Origin of the sequence: Azospirillum lipoferum (assembly GCF_024170005.1) — a bacterium.
GTDB lineage: Bacteria > Pseudomonadota > Alphaproteobacteria > Azospirillales > Azospirillaceae > Azospirillum > Azospirillum lipoferum.
Genome location: NZ_JALJXJ010000014.1, coordinates 130,077 through 148,999, shown reverse-complemented (window position 1 = coordinate 148,999; position 18,923 = coordinate 130,077). Strand labels below are relative to the sequence as shown.

At 67.2% G+C, this 18,923-nt stretch carries 19 protein-coding genes; 8 read left to right on the top strand and 11 right to left on the bottom strand.

Going from position 1 to position 18,923, the window contains the following annotated elements:
• Window positions 1–5: 5 nt before the first annotated feature.
• Both J2848_RS27505 and cobS read right to left on the bottom strand, forming a co-directional pair.
• Window positions 6–650 carry a histidine phosphatase family protein gene (locus J2848_RS27505; protein ID WP_149229665.1) on the bottom strand — a complete coding sequence of 215 codons (645 nt, stop codon included), beginning with the start codon at window positions 648–650 and terminating at the stop codon, window positions 6–8.
• Entirely contained in the window at window positions 647–1,447 is an 801-nt protein-coding gene (gene cobS, locus J2848_RS27500; RefSeq protein WP_246193641.1) for an adenosylcobinamide-GDP ribazoletransferase, read from the bottom strand. The genes J2848_RS27505 and cobS overlap by 4 nt, the downstream gene beginning before the upstream one ends.
• A gap of 149 nt (window positions 1,448–1,596) precedes the next feature.
• On the opposite strand from cobS, the gene def reads away from it, so the two are divergent.
• From def to truA, 3 genes are read left to right on the top strand one after another with little or no spacing between them, the layout of a single operon-like run.
• Window positions 1,597–2,109: a peptide deformylase gene (gene def / locus J2848_RS27495; RefSeq protein WP_149229667.1), complete on the top strand. Its 513-nt coding sequence runs from the start codon at window positions 1,597–1,599 to the stop codon at window positions 2,107–2,109.
• 17 nt (window positions 2,110–2,126) lie between these two features.
• Entirely contained in the window at window positions 2,127–3,074 is a 948-nt protein-coding gene (gene fmt, locus J2848_RS27490) for a methionyl-tRNA formyltransferase (RefSeq protein ID WP_149229668.1), read from the top strand.
• Between the two features lie 5 nt (window positions 3,075–3,079).
• Entirely contained in the window at window positions 3,080–3,817 is a 738-nt protein-coding gene (gene truA / locus J2848_RS27485; protein WP_149229669.1) for a tRNA pseudouridine(38-40) synthase TruA, read from the top strand.
• 6 nt (window positions 3,818–3,823) lie between these two features.
• Here truA and J2848_RS27480 read toward each other — a convergent pair whose 3' ends face one another.
• Together J2848_RS27480 and J2848_RS27475 are read right to left on the bottom strand one after the other, a co-directional pair.
• Window positions 3,824–4,690: an alpha/beta hydrolase family protein gene (locus J2848_RS27480; protein ID WP_246193643.1), complete on the bottom strand. Its 867-nt coding sequence runs from the start codon at window positions 4,688–4,690 to the stop codon at window positions 3,824–3,826.
• Between the two features lie 159 nt (window positions 4,691–4,849).
• Window positions 4,850–5,722: a LysR family transcriptional regulator gene (locus tag J2848_RS27475; protein WP_149229671.1), complete on the bottom strand. Its 873-nt coding sequence runs from the start codon at window positions 5,720–5,722 to the stop codon at window positions 4,850–4,852.
• An 85-nt stretch (window positions 5,723–5,807) separates the two neighbouring features.
• On the opposite strand from J2848_RS27475, the gene J2848_RS27470 reads away from it, so the two are divergent.
• Complete coding sequence (locus tag J2848_RS27470; RefSeq protein WP_149229672.1) at window positions 5,808–6,413, top strand: cysteine hydrolase family protein; 606 nt, start codon at window positions 5,808–5,810, stop codon at window positions 6,411–6,413.
• A gap of 33 nt (window positions 6,414–6,446) precedes the next feature.
• On the opposite strand, the gene J2848_RS27465 is transcribed toward J2848_RS27470, so the two are convergent.
• Window positions 6,447–8,057, bottom strand: a complete 1,611-nt coding sequence (locus tag J2848_RS27465) for an ABC transporter substrate-binding protein (protein WP_149229673.1) — start codon at window positions 8,055–8,057, stop codon at window positions 6,447–6,449.
• Window positions 8,058–8,256: 199 nt separating this feature from the next.
• Between J2848_RS27465 and J2848_RS27460 the strand changes: the two genes are divergently transcribed.
• Both J2848_RS27460 and J2848_RS27455 read left to right on the top strand, forming a co-directional pair.
• Window positions 8,257–9,276: an aspartate-semialdehyde dehydrogenase gene (locus tag J2848_RS27460; RefSeq protein ID WP_149229674.1), complete on the top strand. Its 1,020-nt coding sequence runs from the start codon at window positions 8,257–8,259 to the stop codon at window positions 9,274–9,276.
• Window positions 9,277–9,362: 86 nt separating this feature from the next.
• Window positions 9,363–10,673, top strand: a complete 1,311-nt coding sequence (locus tag J2848_RS27455) for a branched-chain amino acid ABC transporter permease (protein ID WP_149229675.1) — start codon at window positions 9,363–9,365, stop codon at window positions 10,671–10,673.
• 21 nt (window positions 10,674–10,694) lie between these two features.
• Here the strand turns inward: J2848_RS27455 and J2848_RS27450 are convergent, their stop codons facing one another.
• From J2848_RS27450 to J2848_RS27435, 4 genes are all read right to left on the bottom strand, one after another.
• Entirely contained in the window at window positions 10,695–11,249 is a 555-nt protein-coding gene (locus J2848_RS27450; protein WP_149229676.1) for an NADPH-dependent FMN reductase, read from the bottom strand.
• A 135-nt stretch (window positions 11,250–11,384) separates the two neighbouring features.
• Window positions 11,385–12,791, bottom strand: coding sequence for a 3-isopropylmalate dehydratase large subunit (gene leuC / locus J2848_RS27445; RefSeq protein WP_149229677.1), 1,407 nt, complete (start codon window positions 12,789–12,791; stop codon window positions 11,385–11,387).
• Between the two features lie 153 nt (window positions 12,792–12,944).
• Window positions 12,945–14,363: an FAD-binding oxidoreductase gene (locus J2848_RS27440; protein ID WP_149229678.1), complete on the bottom strand. Its 1,419-nt coding sequence runs from the start codon at window positions 14,361–14,363 to the stop codon at window positions 12,945–12,947.
• 107 nt (window positions 14,364–14,470) lie between these two features.
• On the bottom strand, window positions 14,471–15,466 hold the full coding sequence (locus tag J2848_RS27435) for an L-threonylcarbamoyladenylate synthase (RefSeq protein WP_149229679.1): 996 nt from the start codon (window positions 15,464–15,466) through the stop codon (window positions 14,471–14,473).
• 114 nt (window positions 15,467–15,580) lie between these two features.
• Here J2848_RS27435 and parA point away from each other — a divergent pair, with 114 nt between their 5' ends.
• Complete coding sequence (gene parA / locus J2848_RS27430; protein ID WP_149229680.1) at window positions 15,581–16,225, top strand: ParA family partition ATPase; 645 nt, start codon at window positions 15,581–15,583, stop codon at window positions 16,223–16,225.
• Between the two features lie 36 nt (window positions 16,226–16,261).
• On the opposite strand, the gene bfr (J2848_RS27425) is transcribed toward parA, so the two are convergent.
• On the bottom strand, window positions 16,262–16,741 hold the full coding sequence (bfr, locus tag J2848_RS27425) for a bacterioferritin (protein ID WP_149229681.1): 480 nt from the start codon (window positions 16,739–16,741) through the stop codon (window positions 16,262–16,264).
• Between the two features lie 14 nt (window positions 16,742–16,755).
• Window positions 16,756–17,238, bottom strand: coding sequence for a bacterioferritin (bfr, locus tag J2848_RS27420; RefSeq protein ID WP_149229682.1), 483 nt, complete (start codon window positions 17,236–17,238; stop codon window positions 16,756–16,758).
• A 412-nt stretch (window positions 17,239–17,650) separates the two neighbouring features.
• Here bfr (J2848_RS27420) and tyrS point away from each other — a divergent pair, with 412 nt between their 5' ends.
• Entirely contained in the window at window positions 17,651–18,919 is a 1,269-nt protein-coding gene (tyrS, locus tag J2848_RS27415) for a tyrosine--tRNA ligase (RefSeq protein ID WP_149229683.1), read from the top strand.
• The last annotated feature ends 4 nt before the right edge of the window (window positions 18,920–18,923 follow it).

The window sequence follows — 18,923 nt, the reverse complement described above, 5'->3', positions numbered from 1 at the left end:
AGCGGTCAGAAAGTTCCGGACTGCTGATTCACTCCCCCGACAGACCAGGACCCTGTCCCGGCGTGGTAGTGGTCGATCCGGGTCAGCGACCAGGGGTCGATCCGCAGGCGCAGCGCCGCTTCCGGTGTCAGATCCAGCGCCAGCGCCAGCGCGCTGCGGATGGTGCCGGCATGGATCACCGCAACCACGTCGCGTCCGGCGTGGAGTTCCGTCAGCCGCCGAAGCGCCTTTGCCGTGCGCTCCATCACCGTGGCGAAGCTCTCGCCCCTGGGTGGGGCGTGGCGGGCCGGGTCGCGCCAGAAGCGGGCAGCGGTCTCGGCGTCACGCAGGGCGGCGGTGTCGTGGCTGACGCCTTCCCACGCGCCGAAATCCTGCTCCGCTAAAGCCGGCTCCACCACGGCTGTGTCGGCAAGGCGGGGGTTCCGGCTCCACAGCGCCTGGGCGGTCTGGCGGCTGCGGCGTAGAGGGCTGGTCAGCCACAGGGCGTCGGCGGGCAGGTTGGCCGCCAGTGCCGCCGCGGCGGCGCGGTTGCCGGTATCGGCCTCGCGGTCGCTCGACCCGCAGATGACATTGTCCGGATTGTGGACCGGCGCATGGCGGATCAGCCACCAGCGGGTGACGGTCAGGGGGGTGAGGCTCACCGCACTCATGCCGCTGCTCCATTTAGGGCGGAGAGGGTCAGCAGCACCGCGGCCTCCGCCACCTGCTGGGCCGCGCCGAAGACGTCGCCGGTCTGCCCGCCGATCTGTTTTCGGGCGAGTGTCGCCACCGCGGCCACCGCCAGAAGCGAGGCCGCCAGCGTGGGCAAGGCCAGCCCGCCAAGGACTGCCGCAGCCACGGCGATGCCGAACACCAGCGCCAGCAGCACCGTCGTCATCGCCGGCTTGCCCTGTGCCGCAGCCAGCCCGTCGCGCCGGGCCGGGGACAGGACGCGCGCCATCGCCGCCAGCCCGCAGCGCGACAGGGCGCCTGCCGCGACCATCGCCGCGACCGCCGCCGGCACCGGCAGGGCTGCCAGCGCCGCCGCACGGATGCCGACCGAGAAGACCAGTGCCAGCACGCCATAGCTGCCGACGCGGCTGTCGCGCATGATCTCCAGCTTGCGTGCCGGATCGCGTCCGCCGCCGAAGCCGTCGGCGACATCGGCCGCGCCATCCTCATGCAGGCCGCCGGTCATCCGGACCGTTGCCGCCAGCGCCAGCAGCGCACCCGCCAACGGTGGCAGGTGCAGAGCGGCGGCGGCGGCGAACACCGCGCCACCCACCAGTCCGACCAGCGCGCCGACCAGCGGAAACCACCCCATTGCCCGCGCTGACGTGCCTTCGGCGAGCGGCCCGTTGAGCGGACCAAGGGGTGGAAAGGGCAGGCGGGTCAGGAACACCAGGGCCAGGGCGGCATCCTGGGTCCAGCGGGGGGAAGGGGTGGGGGCTGTGGTCGCGTCACGCATGATCGGCATCGACTACGCCCAACCGGCGTCCGGCGCAACCCTGCAAGGCGGGCGGTTCCATACCGTTCGCACAGGTCCGATTCCTTGACCGGAACACCCGGCCCGCCTACTTTGTCCGTTTGAACTCCCCCTACCAGCATCGAGCACCCATGGCCCGTCTTCCGATCCTCGTCGCCCCGCATCCGATCCTGAAGCGCAAGGCGCAACCCGTCGCCGAAGTGGATGCGCGCGTCGTCAAGCTGATGGACGACATGGTGGAGACCATGTACGACGCCAACGGCATCGGTCTGGCCGCTCCGCAGGTCGGCGTGCTCGACCGCGTCATCGTCGTCGACGTCCATGAGAAGGGCGAGCCGCCGAACCCGATCCGCCTCGCCAACCCGGAAATCGTCTGGTCTTCCGATGAGAAGGCGGTGTGCGAGGAGGGTTGCCTGTCGGTGCCGGAGCAGTATGCCGAGGTCACCCGTCCCCAGCGCATCCGCGTCCGCTATCTGGACGAAAAGAACCAGCCGCAGGAGATCGAGGCCGACGGGATGCTCGCCACCTGCATCCAGCATGAGATCGATCATCTGAACGGTGTCCTGTTCGTCGACTATCTGTCTATGCTAAAGCGGAACATCCTGCTGAAGAAGGTCCAGAAGATGCAGAAGGCGACGGCCTGACCCGCCTCGATTCAAAGATGACCACCCCGCTCCGTCTCGTCTTCATGGGTACGCCGGATTTCGCCGTGCCCAGCCTTGCCGCGCTGATCGAGGCGGGGCATCAGCTCGTCTGCGCCTACAGCCAGCCGCCGCGCCCGGCCGGCCGCGGCCAGCAGGTGCAGAAATCGCCCGTCCACCGTTTCGCCGAGGAGCACGGCATTCCCGTGCGCACGCCGAAAAGCCTGCGCAATGCCGAGGCCCAGGCGGAGTTCGCCGACCTCAAGGCCGATGCCGCGGTGGTCGCCGCCTATGGCCTGATCCTGCCGCAGCCGATCCTCGACGCGCCGCGGCTGGGCTGCGTCAACGTGCATGGCTCGCTGCTGCCGCGCTGGCGCGGGGCGGCGCCGATCCAGCGCTCCATTCTGGCCGGCGATGCCGAGACCGGGATCACCATCATGCAGATGGACATCGGGCTCGACACCGGCGCCATGCTGTCGAAAGAGGCGGTGGCGATCACCCCCGCCACCACCGCCACCGGCCTGCATGACGAGTTGGCCGTGCTCGGCGCCCGCATGATCGTCCCGGCGCTGGAAGGTCTGGCCGCCGGCACCCTCACTGCCATGCCGCAGCCGGAAGAGGGTGTCACCTACGCCGCCAAGCTGACGCGCGAGGACGGCCGGCTCGACTGGACGAAGCCTGCCGCCTATGTCGAGCGGCAGGTCCGCGCGCTGACGCCCTGGCCCGGCTGCTGGTTCGACGCCGCCAATGGCGAGCGGATCAAGGTTCTGGCCGCCGAACCGGCGACCGGCGCGGGCGCCCCCGGCACCTTGCTGGACGACCGGCTGACGGTCGCCTGCGCCGACGGGGCCGTTCGGCTGACCAAGGTGCAGCGTCCGGGCAAGGCGCCGGTCGATGGGGCGGCTTTCCTGCGCGGCTTCGCGCTGGCCGTCGGGCAGCCCGTTTCCTCTGAAGCCGTTGCGGATTGACCGCCGTGCAGCGCTGGAAACTGACCGTCGAGTATGACGGCCGTCCCTTCGTCGGCTGGCAGCGCCAGGACAACGGCCCCTCCGTCCAGCAGAGCCTGGAGGAGGCGGTGCAGCGCCTGTCGGGCGAGGTGGTGCGGGTCCATGGCTCCGGCCGCACCGATGCCGGGGTGCATGCGCTGGGGCAGGTCTGCCATTTCGACCTGGAAAAGCCCTTCACCGGGCTGAAGCTGCGCGACGCCCTGAACTTCCACCTGAAGCCGGCGCCGATCGCGGTGCTGGAGGTGGAGGCGGTGGGCGAGGACTTCCACGCCCGCCTGACCTCGACCGGCCGCGCCTATGTCTATCGCATCGTCAACCGCCGGGCGCCGCTGGCGCTGGAATCCGGCCGTGCTTGGCACGTCACCCGCCCGCTGGATGCGGAGGCGATGCACACAGCGGCGCAGGTCCTGGTCGGACAGCATGATTTCTCCAGCTTCCGCGCGGCGCTGTGCCAAGCCAAGTCGCCGGTGAAGACGCTCGACCGGCTGGCTGTGGAACGCCAGGGCGACGAAATCCGCGTCCATGCCGCCGCGCGCTCCTTCCTGCACCATCAGGTCCGCAACATGGTGGGGACGCTGGAATTGGTGGGCGCCGGCAAATGGGGCGTTGACGACGTCCGCCGTGCGCTGGAAGCCCGCGACCGGGCCAAGGCCGGGCCGACCTGCCCGCCGGACGGGCTCTATTTCATGGCGGCGCGTTACTGAAGCGGGTCAGTTGCTGATCCGCTCCGGCTGCTCGGGCATGGATTGGAGCGTCTGCAACAGCTTGTCCGTCTCGACACCCTGAGCACAGAGACCGGTGGCGGTTTCGCCGAAATCCACCAAGCTGTGGAAGCGGGGCGGCCGGGCCCGTTCGAGAGGGACCAGCCAAGCCTTGTGCCCGCGTGCCGCCAAGCCGTCGAAATAAAGGCGCTGGGTGTGGAACAGCACGTTCGTTTCCCGCGGGTCGCCGATGACGAAGATTCGGCGCGCCGGGTCCTTGGGGACCCGTTCGAGCGAGCGGTAGGGGTCGAACCATGTCTCCGGCTTGGCCAAACGGGTTTTGACGCCATGCGCCTGGAGATAGGCTTCGTAAGCGGAGGCTCCCGATGAGATGACGGCGCATTTCAGGTCGCTGCGGCGGGCCAGGAACTCGGCCGTCAGCGTGCCTCCGGCACTGCTTCCGCCGAGCGACCATTGCCCGATGCCATAGCGCTTCTTGAGCAGGTCGATATGGGCGTTCATCAGGGCCGCCTCACGCGGGGTATGGCGCGTGGTCCAGAATTTGCCGGAACTGCCATAGGCTCCCGGACGGGCCAGGAAGATGAAGGGCACGCCGAAGTGCTCCGACAGTGCCCGCTCCTGTTCGATCATGCCGGCGACGCTCAGCCCCTCCTGATGGCCGATCTGCTCCGGCTTGGAGCCCATGACGTCGCCATGCATCCAGGCTGCGACAATCGGGTTGGTGCCCGACTTCAGACCGGCCGCATAATAGCGCAGGCATTCGCCCCGGCCGTTCACCTCCACCCAACTGGCGGTTTCCAGCGCCTCCAGTTCGGCGCATTGGTTACGGGTGATGGCTTTCCCAGCGGCGACCACCTTATTGGTAAAATATTCTTCATTGGGGCGGGATTGAGCGTGTGCGGGAAGCGCCGCCGCTATGGCGAAGCCGGCCAGACACAGATGGCGGAGTGACATCGCGGGGAAAAACCGTTGCAGTGACGATTGATGAAATGCCGCTCGGGTTGCAAAGCCTCGTCAATGGCCCTCCAGCCGCACCCGTTCAACGGTGAAGACCGCCACCAGATGCTCGATCACCGCCCGCACCCGCGGGACTTCGCGGCGGTCGCGGTGGACCAGCAGCCACGCCTCGCGCGTCAGCGGCGGGCCGGGCAGCGGGTGTCGTTTCAGTCCTGGCACGCCGTCCGCCAGCATGCAGGGCAGGAAGGCGATGCCGAAGCCGGCGACCGCCGCCGCAAGCTGGCCCTGCACGCTGTTGGACCGGAAGGCGACGCGCCGGCCGCCGCCATGGCGGTCCAGCCACAAGGCCTCCGGCAGTTCCGCCATCGACTCGTCATAGGCGATCAGCGTGTCGGGCGCGTCCGGCGCGGCATAGAGCCCGTAGCCCAGCGTCGCCAGCCGCCGCCCGACCAGATCGCCGCGCTGTGGCCGGGCCAGCCGGATCGCCAGATCGGCTTCCCGCCGGGCGAGGCTGAGGGTGCGGTTATCGACAATGATCTCCAGATCGAGTGCCGGATTGGCCGCACGTAGCGGTGCCAGCCGGGGGATTAGGAAGACGTCGGCCAGAGCCTGGGTCATGGTCAGACGCACGGTGCCGCTGAGGCCGGCGGAATCGCCTTCACGGCGGCGGATCGCCTGCGCCCCCTCGTCCATCGCCTCGGCGAGCGCGCGGACGCTCTCACCTTCCTCGGTCAGGACATAGCCGTCGGGCCGCCGCTCCATCAGGCTGTGGCCGAGTGCGCTCTCCAGCGCAGCCAGCCGGCGCCCGACCGTGGCATGGCTCAGCCGCAGGGCACGCGCCGCCGCCGACAGACTGCCGGCCCGCGCCAGTTCCAAAAAGACGCGCAGGTCGTCCCAATCGAGCGAGCCTGTGAATTTTTGAACAGTCATCGTGCAAGCATAGCGGATGGCTGCGCATCGGTGAACGGGAGAGGATGGTCTTCATCAACCTTCAGCGACAGCGGAGCATCCAGTGATGACGACTCTTCCTGCCCGGACATTGCGCCAGATCGTCGGCGTGCCGACCACTCCCGCCCCCTTGGACAAGGCGGTGCTGGTTCTGATCGATTTTCAGCGGGAATACACCGACGGCGCCCTGCGCCTGTCTGGCGTCGATACGGCGGTGGAGCGGGCGACGGAACTGCTGGTCCTGGCCCGGACCAATGGCGTGCCGGTGATCCATATTGTGCATCACACCGCGGCGGGCGCGCCGGTGTTCGACCCCACCGGGCTGATGGCGGAGATCATTGCGGCGGTCGCCCCACGCGATGGCGAGCCGGTGATCGTGAAGAAGCTCGCCAACGCCTTTGCCGGGACAGACTTGCAGGCGGTGGCGCGCGACAGCGGGCGGAGCGAGATGATCATCGCCGGCTTCATGACCCACAACTGCATCAGCAGCACCGCCCGGTCGGCGGTGGATCATGGCTGGCGGGTGACGGTCGTGGCCTCGGCCACCGCCACCCGCGACCTGCCGGACGGCAAGGGCGGCGTGGTGCCGGCGACCGAGATCCAGCGTGGCGTGCTGACCGGCCTGTCGGACAGCCTCGCCATGGTGGTGGAGGATGCGCGCACCTGGGGATGACCGGGGAGGGGGCGGCGAACGCCCCCCGCGCCCTTACTTCTTCTCGGCCTTCCAGTAGAAGTTGGTGTCGAAGCTCGGACCCCAGACGAGGCCGTTGATGCTCTTGCGCTCGGCGATCATCTCGGTCTGCTGGAACATGATGACGAAGGGCGAATCGGCCAGGACCGAGCGTTGCAGCTCCTGGTAGATCTGGGCGCGCTTCGTGGCGTCGCGTTCCTCGACCGCAGCGGCGGTCTTCTTGGTCAGCTCCGGAATGTCCCAGGCATTGCGCCAGGCCAGCGGCTTGGACTTGGCATTGTCGCTGTTGTCGAGGTTGGAGGCGAAGGTCTCCGCGTTGGAATGCGGGTCCTGGTAATCGGCCCCCCATTGCTGGATCATCAGCTCGTGGTTGCGGGCGCGGTACTTGGTCAGCACCTGCTTGCCGTCGCCGGGGATGATCTCGATCTTCACGCCGGCCTTGGCGGCGCTGGCCTGGATCGCCTGAGCCATGTCCTGGGTCGGGTTGGTGTTGCGCACATCCATGCTGACGGTGAAGCCGTCGGGATAGCCGGCCTTCGTCAGCAGTTCCTTCGCCTTGGCCGGATCGTACTTGTACGGGTTGTCGTTGACCGCACCCAGGAAGCCCTTGGGCAGGAAGGCCTGATGGACGGCGCCGATGCCGTTCATGATGGTCCCGGCCATGGCGTCATAGTCGACCAGATACTTGAAGGCTTCGCGCACCTCCGGCTTGGCCAGGGCGGCGTTCTTCTGGTTCAGGCTGAGATACCACAGCGTGCCCTTCGGCGCCTGGACCAGACGGACGGTGTCGCTGGACTTGAGCGGTTCGAACTGCTCCGGCTTCAGGTTGCGCGCGATATCGACGTCGCCCTTCTCCAGCAGCAGGCGCTGGGTCGCCGGTTCCGGGATGTGGCGGATCAGCACGCGCTTCAGCTTCGGCGCGCCGCGCCAGTATTTCGGGTTCGCGTCGAAGGTCAGCAGCTCGCTGGCCTTCCACTGCTTCAGGATGAAGGGGCCGGAGCCGGCGGAGTTGGTCTTCAGCCAGTTGGCGCCGAAATCGCCGTCCTTCTCCTTGCTCTTCACCAGCTTCGAATCGACGATCGACCCGATGTCGGCGGTCAGGCAGTAGAGCACGAAGGTCGGCGCATAGACCTTGTCGGTGGTGAAGACCAGCGTCTTCGGGTCGGTGGCGCGCACCATCTGGTCGACATTCTCGGGCGTCAGGCCGAACTGGGTCAGGATGAAGGCCGGACCCTTGTTCATCTTCACCGCGCGGGAGAAGGACCACGCCACATCCTCGGCCGTCATCGGATTGCCGGAATGGAAGGCGATGCCGTCGCGCATCTTGAAGGTAAAGGTCTTTCCGTCGGGCGACAGGGTCCAGCTTTCGGCCGCCTCGCCCTCGATCTTGCTGACGTCGTTGACGTCGAAATGAACCAGCCGATCATAGACCTGGGCGCTGTACTCGGCCCCCGACAGCTCGAAGATCTCGCCGGGGTCGAGGCTGACGATGTCGTCGAACTGCCACGCCATCACCAGAGCGTCCTTCGGCGTGTCGGCGAGGACGGGGGCGGCGAAACCGGCGAGGGCGAGAGCGGCGGCACCAAGAACCGTCTGCGCAATGAGGCCGCGCTTGAAGCTGGTCATCCGTGAAGTCTCCCTGGAGGCCCGTTCGGGCACTGTTGAGGCCTGGAATCTTCCCGCCGCCTTCCCTGGTATGTCAACCCGGCCGGAGGGCAGGTTTTATGTGGGACGGGTTGCAATTCGCAGGGAAAGCGCCTAGCTCCTATCGCCCCCCGGCACCATTCTTGTCTTCGCGGACATTCGGCAGAAGGAAACCACCGTCATGGGCTATACCGTCGCGGTCATCGGCGCCACCGGCAATGTCGGGCGCGAGATCCTGCAAACGCTGGCCGAGCGGAAGTTCCCGGCCGACAAGGTCATCGCTCTGGCCTCCGAAAAGTCGATCGGCCAGGAGGTGTCCTATGGCGAGGATGACATCCTCAAGGTCCAGGATCTCAACAAGTTCGACTTCCATGGCGTGGACATCGTGCTGTCGTCTCCCGGCGCCAAGGTGTCGGCCGTCCATGTGCCTCGCGCGGCGGCGGCCGGGGCCGTGGTGATCGACAACACCTCTCAGTTCCGCATGGATCCAGATGTACCGCTGGTGGTACCGGAGGTGAACCCGGAGGCGGTCATCGGCTATCGCAAGCGCGGCATCATCGCCAACCCCAACGGTGCCACCATCCAGATGGTGGTGGCGTTGAAGCCGCTGCACGAGCGCTTCAAGGTCCGCCGTGTCGTGGTCTCGACCTACCAGTCGGTGTCGGGCGCCGGGAAGGAGGCGATGGACGAGCTGTTCACCCAGACCCGCGCCATCTTCGTCAACGATCCCGTCGCCAAGAGCGTCTTCCCCAAGCAGATCGCCTTCAACGTCATCCCTCACATCGACGCCTTCATGGAGGACGGCTCCACCAAGGAAGAGTGGAAGATGACGGTGGAGACCAAGAAGATCCTCGATCCCAAGATCAAGGTCGCAGCCACCTGCGTCCGTGTACCCACCTTTATCGGCCATGCCCTGTCGGTCAACATCGAGACGGAGGAGTCGATCAGCGCCGAGGAGGCGCGCGTCGTCCTGCGTGCCGCCCCCGGCGTCTCGGTCGTCGACCAGCAGACCGGCGACGGCTATGTCACTCCGGTGGAAATCGCCGGCGACAACCCGGTCTTCGTCAGCCGCATCCGCGACGACATCACGGTGGAGAACGGCCTGTCCTTCTGGTGCGTCGCCGACAACCTGCGCAAGGGTGCCGCGCTGAACGCCGTGCAGATCGCCGAGCTGCTGGTGCGTGATTACATGGTGGAGTGAGGGAACGGGTGGGGGCGGATCGGCGGCGCTTCCCACCCTTCCAAATTGTCGGTAGGCTGAACCATCCCACCTGACCGGGCGGTTCCGTGCTGCGCATCCTGCCGCTGTTGTGCCTTGTCCTGCTGATGCTCACCGGGTGCGGCGTCGATGCCGACCAGGACATGCTCTGCCGGAAACTGATTCCTGCCTTCGACTCCGGTCCCGTCACCGACCTGTCCACCCGCTCTTACGCCGAGGACAAGCGGGTGCTGCGCGTCGATTACCGCAGCGGCAGCCAGCCCCACTGGATCGCCTGCCGCTTCGCCGGCACCTCGATGGAGGAGGGGCGGCGGACCCTGGCGGCGGTGGCGACCGACCGCAACGGCTGGCTGACCGACATCCGCTTCGCGATGTTGCAGCAATGGCTGCGCATCAAGCCGCCGCGCGACGCCATCGGCGGCGTGGTGGAGGCCGAAAGGCTGCAGCCGACACGCTGGACGCCGGTCCTGTTCCTGGTCCAGCAAATCATCAACGCCGCCACCGTCGCCTGCGTCTATGGGTTGCTCGCCCTTGGTTACACGCTGGTCTATGCCATCCTCGGCCAGATCAATCTGGCAATGGGGGAACTGACGATGGTCGGCGCCATGCTGACGGCGATGGCGGCGGCCGGGCTGGGCATGGCCGGCTGGGCGACATGGCCGCCGGCCCTGCTCGGTGTGCTGGTGCTGGTGATCGGCTTCACTGCGGTGCAGGGCTGGACCATGGACCGGCTGGTCTTCCGCCGCCTGCGCAGGGTGCGCAGCCACACGCCGCTGATCGTCGCGGTCGGGCTGTCCATCGCCTATCAGGAGGGGGTGCGGCTGCTGCACGGCGCCCGCGACTGGTGGCCGGCGCCGGTGCTGACCGAGCGCTTCACCCTGTTGAGCGACGGCGCCTTCACCGTCACCGCGCTGATGGCGCAATTGGCGATCCTGGCACTGACCGGCGGACTCTATGCGGCCTTGTGGGGGATCATGCAGCGCACCGCCTTCGGCCGGGCGCATCGCGCCTGCACCGACGACATCGCGGCGGCGGAACTGGTGGGGGTGGACGTCAACCGCACGGTGGCGGCGACCTTCGCCATCGGCGGCGGGCTGGCCGCGGCGGCGGGTGCGGTGATCGCGCTCTATTACGGCGGGGTGAACTTCTTCACCGGCTACCTGATCGGCTTCAAGGCGCTGGCCGCGGCGGTGGTCGGCGGCATCGGCTCGGTGCCGGGGGCAATGCTCGGTGGTGCTCTGCTGGGACTGGTGGAGACCTTCTGGTCGGCCTATTTCGCACTCGCCTACAAGGACATCGTGGCGTTCGGGCTGCTGACGATGTTCCTGATTTATCGGCCGCAGGGGCTAATGGGGCAGGCACGGGGGAGGGGGGATTGAACGGCCTGAAACGGGTAATTCCTAATGCGCTGTGCCGGCAGCTACGGCGACTTCGATGGCGGCAAGAGCGTTCCGCAACACCGCAACGCTCTCGGGGCGTGCGAGAGTCGCTGCGGCTTCGTCCAAGGTTTTCCCCATCAGAGGGACCGTGACGCTGGCTTCACTGATCAATCGGGCTGAAATGACCGTCAGAATCTCGGTCAATGCCTCCCGTGCGTAGGTCGAGCGCGGCGAGGCGTGCAGCAGTGCAACCGGCTTGTCCACCATCTCCCCACTGGCCACCACCCAATCCAAGGCGTTCTTCAAGGCTCCGGGAACACCATGGGCGTATTCCGGGCAAGCGATCACCACTGCATCGGCCGCGGTCAGTGCCTCACGAAAGGCCTTTACCGCCGGCAGGGCAGGGTCGCCGTCCTCGTCCGGGTTGAACGGTGGCAGGCTGCCGACACCATATCCGTCGAGCCCGGCAAAGACCGTGACGGTCACACCTTCGGATGCCGCAGCGGCGGCGGCCCGCAGCAACGCGCTGTTGGTGGAGGCGGCGCGCAGGCTGCCGGAGATCGCAAGCACCCGCATGATTCGGCTCGTCTCCTTCACTTGACCTTACGCTCGCTGTCTTCACGGCGGGTCGAGGCCGAACGAAAAACGGGCGGGAGTGTCAGCACTCCCGCCCGCATAACGACTACATGTCGTTTGATAGACCCTGTCCGCTTAGGCCAGAGCGCGCACGTCGGCCAGATGGCCGGTCACCGCCGCCGCCACGGCCATCGCCGGGCTGACGAGGTGGGTGCGGCCGCCGCGGCCCTGGCGGCCTTCGAAGTTGCGGTTGGAGGTCGATGCGCTACGCTCGCCCGGAGCCAGACGGTCGGCGTTCATCGCCAGGCACATGGAGCAGCCGGGCTCGCGCCACTCGAAACCGGCCTCGGTGAAGACCTTGTCCAGACCCTCTTCCTCGGCCTGCTCCTTGACCAGACCCGAACCGGGAACCACCAGGGCGCGCACGCCCTCGGCGACCTTGCGGCCCTTGGCGACCTCGGCGGCGGCACGCAGATCTTCGATGCGGCCGTTGGTGCAGGAGCCGATGAACACGGTGTCCACCTTCACCTCGGTCAGCGGCTGGCCGGGGGTCAGGCCCATGTAGGCGAGCGAGCGCTCGACGGCGGCGCGCTTGCCGGCATCGGCGATCTCGGCCGGGTTCGGCACGGTCGCGGTGATCGGCAGCACGTCTTCCGGGCTGGTACCCCAGGTGACCTGCGGGGCGATGTCGGCGGCGTTCAGCACGACGGTGGCGTCATAGACCGCGCCCTCGTCCGACGGCAGCGTCTTCCAGTACTGGACGGCCTGCTCCCAGGCGCCGGCCTTCGGAGCCAGGGCGCGGCCCTTCACATACTCGAAGGTCTTCTCGTCCGGGGCGATCAGGCCGGCGCGGGCGCCGCCTTCGATCGCCATGTTGCAGACGGTCATGCGGCCTTCCATCGACAGGTCGCGGATGGCTTCGCCAGCGAATTCGATGACATAACCGGTGCCGCCGGCGGTACCGATCTTGCCGATGATGGCCAGCACGATGTCCTTGGCGGTGACGCCCGGGTTCACCTTGCCGTCCACGCGGATCAGCATGTTCTTGGCCGGCTTCTGCAGCAGGGTCTGGGTGGCCAGCACATGTTCAACCTCCGACGTGCCGATGCCGAAGGCCAGCGCACCGAAGGCGCCGTGGGTGGCGGTGTGGCTGTCGCCGCAGACGATGGTGGCGCCGGGCAGGGTGAAGCCCTGTTCCGGACCGACGATGTGGACGATGCCCTGGCGGACGTCGTCCATCGGGAAATAGCGGACGCCGAAGTCGCGGGCGTTCTTGTCCAGCGTCTCCACCTGGATCCGGCTCTCCTCTTCGGTGATGCCCTTGGAGCGGTCGGTGGTGGGGACGTTGTGGTCGGGCACGGCGAGAGTGGCTTCCGGACGCCGTACCTTGCGGCCGGCGACGCGCAGTCCTTCGAACGCCTGCGGGCTGGTCACTTCATGGACCAGATGGCGGTCGATGTAGAGGATGCAGGTGCCGTCGTCCTGGCGATGCACGACGTGGCTGTCCCAGATCTTGTCGAACAGAGTGCGCGGCTTGGACATCGGAAAAACTCTCTCTCGCGGTACGACAGGCGCAGAAGAAACGGAGGCCGCACCATAGCCTTGTGTCGTGCCGGGGACAAGCATCGCGCTACGTCTGTCGCCGCAAGCCTGTCCCCCGCAATATTATGACGCGGCCGGCCGGTGAGGGGGTGGTCAGGGCAGCATCTTGCCGGGGTTCAGCAGGCCCTTGGGGTCGAGCGTCGCCTTGATGGCACGCAGCATGTCGAACTCGACCGGACCCTTGATGGCCGGCATCTCGTCCTTCTTGAAGCGGCCGACGCCATGCTCGGCGGAGATCGAGCCGTCGAGCTTGAAGATCACCTCGTTCACCACGTGGCAGATCTCGTCCCAGCGGTCGAGATAGGCCTTGGTATCGGCACCCTCGGGCTGGCTGAGGTTGAAGTGGATGTTGCCGTCGCCGACATGGCCGAAGGGGGTCGGACGGATGCCGGGGCAGGCCTGCGCCACCGCCGCCTCGGCCAGTTCGATGAACTCGGCGACGCGGGACACCGGGATAGACACGTCGTTCTTGATCGAGCCGCCTTCGAACTTCTGCGCTTCGACGATCGCCTCGCGGATGAACCACAACTGCTTGGCCTGGGCGTCCGACTGGGCCAGCGTGGCGTCGGTCGCCAGTTCGGCCTCGAACGCCTCGCCAAGTGCGGTTTCAACCGTCTCCTGGAAGGCGTCGGACTGCGTGCCGGCGGTCAGTTCGGTCAGGACATACCAGGGCGAAGGCTCCGACAGCGGGTCGATGGTGCCGGTGACATGGCGAAGCGCGAAGTCCAGGCAACGGCGCGACATCAGCTCGAAAGCCGAGACGGCGTCGCCCGAGGCGGCGCGCAGGCGGGCCAGCAGCTCGATGGCGGCGGCCGGGCTGGGCACGGCGACGAAGGCGGTGATCGACTGGCGCGGCCGCGGGAACAGCTTCAGCACCGCGGCAGTGACGATGCCCAGCGTGCCCTCGGCGCCGATGAACAGGTTCTTCAGGTCGTAGCCGGTGTTGTTCTTGCGCAGCCGGCGCATGCCGTCCCAGACGCGGCCGTCGGCCAGAACCACCTCAAGCCCCAGCACCAGATCGCGGGTGTTGCCATAGCGCAGGACGTTGATGCCGCCGGCATTGGTGGAGATCAGGCCGCCGATCTGCGCCGTGCCCTCCGCCCCCAGGCTGAGCGGGAACAGGCGGTCGGCGTCGGCCGCGGCCTCCTGGATGCTGGTCAGCACCACGCCGGCCTCCACCGTCATGGTGTAGTTCAGCGTGTCGATGTCGCGGATTCGGTTCATGCGCGACAGGCTGAGAACGATCTCGCGCCCCTCCTCATAGGGGATCGAGCCGCCGACGAGGCTGGTGTTGCCGCCCTGGGGCACGATGGGGATGCCGGCATCGGCGCAGATTTTGACGACCGCCGCCACTTCCCCGGTGCTGGCGGGGCGGACCACCGCCGGGCTGTTGCCCTTGAAGCGCCCGCGCCACTCCGCAAGGTAGGGGGCCATGTCGGCGGCGTCGGTGAGGATGCCGGACGGGCCGACGATGGCGCGGATCTGGTCGAGGGCAGCGGCGATGGTGGTCATGGCGCGGAGTCCGGCAGAAGGTTGGCGCAGTGAAGCGCGACACTTCTACAATCTAGCCGCCCCCATTTCCATGCACCTGTTGCGCAGACCAGCCGCCACCCCAGGATTTAGCTGCGCGGGGCGGCGGCGCGGCGCAGGCGGTCGTTGATCGCCAGCCCCAGCCCCACCTCCGGGATCGGCATCACGGCGATGCGCCGGGTGCCGCTCTGGTCCAGGCTGCGCAGGTGGGAGAACAGGTTGGCGGCTGCCTCGTTGAGGTCGCCTTCCAGGCTCAGGTTCAGCCGCGTGGTGCCGCCGAAGACGAAGCGGTCGGGACCGAAGGTCAGGAACGCCTCGTCCTCCTCGGCCGAGGAGGCGTTCAGGCGCACCGCGGCGTTGGGGGCGTAGTGGCTTTCCAGCTGGCCGGGCGATTTCGGCGCGGTCGGGTCGCCGGCCGACAGGCGGACCGGACCGATCAGCCGTTCCATCTCGTCGGGCAGCACGGCGCCGGGACGCAGAAGCACGGCTTCGGGGCCGGTCAGGTCGATGACGGTGGATTCCAGACCGACCATGCATTTGCCGCCGGTGACGATGGCGTCAACCCGGTCACCCAGGCTTTCCAGCACATGGTGCGGCGTGGTCGGGCTGACGGCGCCGGAGCGGTTGGCGCTGGGAGCTGCAATCGGCTTGCCGGCGGTGCGCAGGATGGCCTGGGCCACTGGATGGCCGGGCACGCGGATGGCGATGCTGTCCAGCCCTGCGCTGACCAGCAGCGACAGGGCGGAATTCGCCGGGCGCGGCACGACCATCGTCAGCGGACCCGGCCAGAACTGTGTCGCCAGATCGTGGGCGCGGTCGTCGAACAGGCCCCAGGACTGGGCGGACGCGAGGTCCGGAACGTGGGCGATCAGCGGGTTGAACTGCGGCCGGCCCTTGGCGGCGAAGATGGCGGCCACGGCGCGGTCGTCGGTGGCGTCGGCGCCCAACCCATAGACCGTCTCGGTCGGAAAGGCGACCAGACGGCCTGCGCGCAGCAGTTCGCCCGCCTGCGCGATGCCGGCGGGGGTGGTCGGGATCAGCGCCGGGCGCTTTTCACCGGTGTCGGGTGCGGAATGGTCGGTCACGGCGTCTTTCTAGCCCGTGCGGCTCCGGTGTCAATTCGCGCGGTTGCACCGGTGCCATGCCCAAGGTTATGAGGGGGATGCGCAATCACCGAACACAACATGATGGGTGCGGGCATGACGGGCAAGGTCTTCACCGTGGCGCAGCAGAAAGGCGGCGCCGGCAAGACCACGCTGGCGGCCCATCTTGCCATCGCCTGGGCACAGCTCGGCCACAAGGTCGCCACCGTCGACATCGACCCGCAGGGCAGCCTGACCCGTTGGCATGCCGTCCGTGCGGAGGCCACCGGCGGCCAGCCCGGCTTCACCCATGTGCAGATCACCGGCTGGCGTACCCAGGCGGAGGTGGAGAAACTGGCGCGCAGTCACGACATCGTGGTGGTCGACAGCCCGCCCCATGCCCAGACCGAAGCCCGCATCGCGGTGCGCGCCGCCACGCTGGTGGTGGCGCCGGTGCAGCCGAGCCCGATGGATCTGTGGGCGGTGCATCCGACCATCGATCTGGCGGCACAGGAGAAGCGCCGGCTGCTGCTGGTGCTGAACCGCGTGCCGCCGCGCGCCCGCATCGCCGACGAACTGGTTGCCAAGGTGCATGAACTGGTCGCCCCGCCGGCGGTGGAGCTGGCGTCGGCCCAGGTCGGCAACCGCACCGCCTATGCCGGCACGCTGATGACCGGCCTGTCGGTGACGGAGGCCGCGCGCAAAACCCAGGCGGCGGCGGAGATGCAGGCGCTGGCGGAGGAGATTCTGGGGCGGGTCTGAGGGGGGCGGGGGGCAAGAAGAGCTTGCCCCCCGACCTCAGTCCTTGAACTCGCCCATCGCCGACTGGATGTAGTTGGGCAGACCGATGTCGTCGATCAGGCTCAGCTGGGTTTCCAGATAGTCGATGCGCTCCTCCGACTCTTCCAGCAGCTCGGACAGCTCGTCGCGCGACACGTAATCGGCCTTTTCCTCGCACACGGCGATGGCATGGGCGATGCGGTCGCGGGCCTCGCGCTCGGCGCTGAGGTCGCTGGACAGGATCTCCGGCACATCCTCGCCGATGTGCAGCTTGCCCAAATCCTGGAGGTTGGGGATCGCCTCGATGAAGAGGATGCGTTCGATGATCTCGTCCGCGCTCTTCATCACCTCGATGGAGGCGTGATATTCCCACTTGCCCAGCGCCTTGACGCCCCAGTTCTTCAACATGCGGGCGTGCAGGAAATACTGGTTGATCTGCGTCAGCTGGTCCTTCAGGACGATCTGAAGCTGGGTGATGACGTCGCTGTTACCCTTCATGATCCGTCCTCCTCTCAGCTCGGGAAGCCGCCCATGGCCGACTGCAGGTAATTCTGCACGCCGAGCATGTCGATCAGGCCAAGCTGCTGTTCCAGCCAGTGGGCGTGGTCTTCCTCGGTGTCGACCAGCAGTTCCAGCAGAATGCGGCGGGTGTCGTAATCCTTCACCTGCTCGCAATAGGCGATTGCCTCCTTCAGGGCGGCCACCACCTCATATTCCAGGTTCAGGTCGTTGCGCAGCATGTCCGGCACGGTCTTGCCGATGTGCAGCGGGTCGCGGCTGGCGACGTCGGGCGTGCCTTCCAGGAACAGGATGCGGCGGATCAGCTTGTCGGCATGCTCCAGCTCTTCGACCCGCTCGTGCGAGATGCGTTCGCTCAGTGCCTTGAGGCCCATGTCCTCCATGCTGCGTGCATGGGACAGATACTGGTCGGCGGCACTGAGTTCACCGGTGAGCAGCTTGTTCAAACGGTCCAGTACCCCTTGATCGCCTTGCATGGTGCGATACTCCGAAATAGACGATTTGTCGCACCTTGGCACAGCCGAAGGACTCGCACAATAAAAATCTCCAATTGAAACAAAGATGTAGTTGATAGTCACTATCAGTTGGGACGGATGATGGCTGCCTAAAATACAGCCAGGGCCGGATCCCTGTTTTGCGAATCAATGTCAATTGCGATAAGGGAGGATTCCGGTGAATTCCCCGGTTGGCGTTGCGGGTTTTGACTTGCGGCGGCGCAGCGATGCTTGAGCAGCAGAACAGGCCGGTCCGCGCCCTGGTTCCAGCCATGGCAATCGGGGCCGCCGCATTGAGGCAGGGGCCGTTCCGTGGTAACAGACCGCGGGATTTCTCCGCCCTCACCACCCGGTGGGCCTCGCCCTTCTTTCCAACGACAGCCGGATTGCGGCCATGACGACGACCACCCCCTCGGCCCCCTCCTCGGAGTTCCTGCGCACTCTTCAGGATCGCGGGTTCATCCACCAGTGCACCGATCTCGCCACGCTGGACGAGCGTGCGCAGAAGGGGCCGATCGTCGCCTATATCGGCTTCGACTGCACCGCCGACAGCCTGCATGTCGGCAGCCTGTTGCCGATCATGATGCTGCGCTGGCTGCAGAAGACCGGCCACAAGCCGATCGTCCTGATGGGCGGCGGCACCACCAAGATCGGCGATCCGTCGGGCAAGGACGAGGCGCGCCAGCTGCTGACCGACGAGGTCATCGCCAACAACATGGCGGGCATCAAGCGCATCTTCGGCCGCTACCTGACCTTCGGGGACGGCCCGACCGACGCGGTGATGGTGAACAACGCCGACTGGCTGGACGAGCTGAAATACATCCCGCTGCTGCGCGACATCGGCCGGCACTTCACCATCAACCGCATGATGACCTTCGAGTCGGTCAAGCTGCGGCTGGAGCGCGAGCAGCCGCTGACCTTCCTGGAATTCAATTACATGATCCTCCAGGCCTATGACTTCGTGGAGCTGAAGCGGCGCCACGGCTGCAGCTTGCAGATGGGCGGGTCGGACCAGTGGGGCAACATCGTCAACGGCGTCGAACTCGGCCGCCGCACCGATGGGGCGGAGCTGTTCGGCCTGACCACGCCGCTGCTGACCACCTCGTCGGGTGCCAAGATGGGCAAGACGGCGGCGGGTGCGGTGTGGCTGACCGCCGACAAGCTCAGCAGCTATGATTTCTGGCAGTACTGGCGCAACACCGAGGATGCCGACGTCGGCCGCTTCCTGCGCCTCTACACCGAACTGCCGCTGGACGAGGTCGCCCGGCTGGAAAGCCTCCAGGGTGCGGAGATCAACGAGGCCAAGAAGATCCTGGCCAACGAGGTGACCAAGCTCGCCCACGGCGAGGCGGCGGCGCTGGAGGCGGCCGAGACCGCGCGCCGCGCCTTCGAGGAAGGGGCGGCCGCCGAGGGGCTGCCCAGCATCGAGGTCGCCCGCGCCGATCTGGAAGCCGGCCTGCCGGTGGTCGACCTGCTGGTGTCGGCCGGTCTGGCCGTGTCGAAGGGTGAGGCGCGCCGCCTGATCAAGGGCGGTGGGGCCAAGCTGAACGACGGTCCGATCGCTGACGAGACGGCCAAGGCGACCGTGGCGGATCTGAACGCAGACGGCGTGGTGAAGCTCAGCGCCGGCAAGAAGCGGCATGCGCTGGTGAAGGTGGGGTGAGGAA